This window comes from Candidatus Megaera venefica (assembly GCF_034554655.1).
In the GTDB taxonomy this organism is placed as follows: Bacteria; Pseudomonadota; Alphaproteobacteria; order Rickettsiales; family Rickettsiaceae; genus Megaera_A; species Megaera_A venefica.
This window is the reverse complement of sequence record NZ_JARJFB010000258.1, coordinates 1-1208: the sequence shown is the minus strand read 5'-3', so window position 1 is coordinate 1208 and position 1208 is coordinate 1. Positions and strand designations below refer to the sequence as shown.

Below are 1208 nucleotides of genomic sequence, written 5' to 3'. Positions count from 1 at the left end.
CTTCAGACACATCAAGATCTTGCTGCAAATATTCATAACCACAAAAATATTGCCAATAAATATTTTCCTTTAGCTCTTCCTCCGTAAACGAATCAGAACCGTTGTACATAGCTTGAAGCATTGATAGTGCTAGCATTACTCTATGATCTTTCTTATTTCTACCAAATTGCTTGATTTCAATGTTAGGCAATGCTCTGGCTTCAAGTTCAGACCAATTTACTAAATCCCTTAGTTTATATAACTTGTTTTTAGGATTTAGTTTTGTAGATAATTTCTCTTCAAATAACCTTTCTTGTTTTTGGAGAAAAGTAATATTTTCTATAGGCATAATTTTAAAATCCGTAAGCTTTATGCGGTAATTATACCATTTTCTTATGGATTTTGTAAGCTGTTTATGACATGAAACCCCTTGTTAATTCAGGCGGGGAGAGTTTTGACGGAGGGACTAAAAACACGGTCATACCGGACTTGATCCGGTATCTTCTTTTGCTACCCGAGACCATAGAAACAAGTTCAGGATTACTTTTTCTGGGGAATGTTATATAGTTAATGGGATTTAGTAGGTACTATAAGAATGGTGGGCTTGAGAAGACTTGAACTTCCGACCTCACGCTTATCAGGCGTGCGCTCTAACCAGCTGAGCTACAAGCCCATTCCTAGAGCGCGAATTTTATTATATTAGAACAAATTAGTCAAGGGTAAATACAAGCATTTGAGGTTAAATTCGAATCATAAACGGCATATTTGATTACTTAAATGAAAATATACGTATAATTATAGAAAAAACAGCTATGAATATGTTTAAAAATAAAATATAATAACCAGCTAATATTAAGGTTTAATATTAGAATTCAAAAATTTAGGTAAATATATTATGCAAACAGGAACAGTAAAATGGTTTAACGCTAGCAAAGGTTATGGCTTCATTGAACCTAGCGACAAATCAAAAGATGTTTTTCTTCACATCTCAGCTGTAGAGCAATCTGGATTAAGAGATTTAAGCGATGGTCAAAAAATCAGCTTTAACACTGAATCTCAAAATGGCAAAATCTCAGCCGTTGATATTAAATTAATGTAATATCAATATCTAAGAAGAATATACCGTTAATTCGGCATATTCTTCTTAGTAGCTAGTCCATCCACCGAAACTCCCACAAGGCAACAAATATAAGGGTTGCAAGATAAAAAGCTTGGTCAAATCCATAAGA

3 protein-coding genes and 1 tRNA gene are annotated in these 1208 nt (G+C 33.6%); 2 read left to right on the top strand and 2 right to left on the bottom strand.

The window, feature by feature from the left end:
- Window positions 1-328: transposase (locus tag Megvenef_RS09585; protein ID WP_322776028.1), on the bottom strand; the 328-nt coding region annotated here is incomplete at its 3' end.
- A gap of 71 nt (window positions 329-399) precedes the next feature.
- Here Megvenef_RS09585 and Megvenef_RS09580 point away from each other — a divergent pair.
- On the top strand, window positions 400-546 hold the full coding sequence (locus Megvenef_RS09580; RefSeq protein ID WP_322777684.1) for a hypothetical protein: 147 nt from the start codon (window positions 400-402) through the stop codon (window positions 544-546).
- A 29-nt stretch (window positions 547-575) separates the two neighbouring features.
- Here Megvenef_RS09580 and Megvenef_RS09575 read toward each other — a convergent pair.
- Window positions 576-652: transfer RNA gene (locus Megvenef_RS09575), tRNA-Ile, on the bottom strand.
- Window positions 653-874: 222 nt separating this feature from the next.
- Between Megvenef_RS09575 and Megvenef_RS09570 the strand changes: the two genes are divergently transcribed.
- Window positions 875-1078 (top strand): cold-shock protein, encoded by a 204-nt coding sequence (locus Megvenef_RS09570; RefSeq protein WP_322777683.1) that lies wholly within the window; start codon window positions 875-877, stop codon window positions 1076-1078.
- Window positions 1079-1208: the final 130 nt, after the last annotated feature.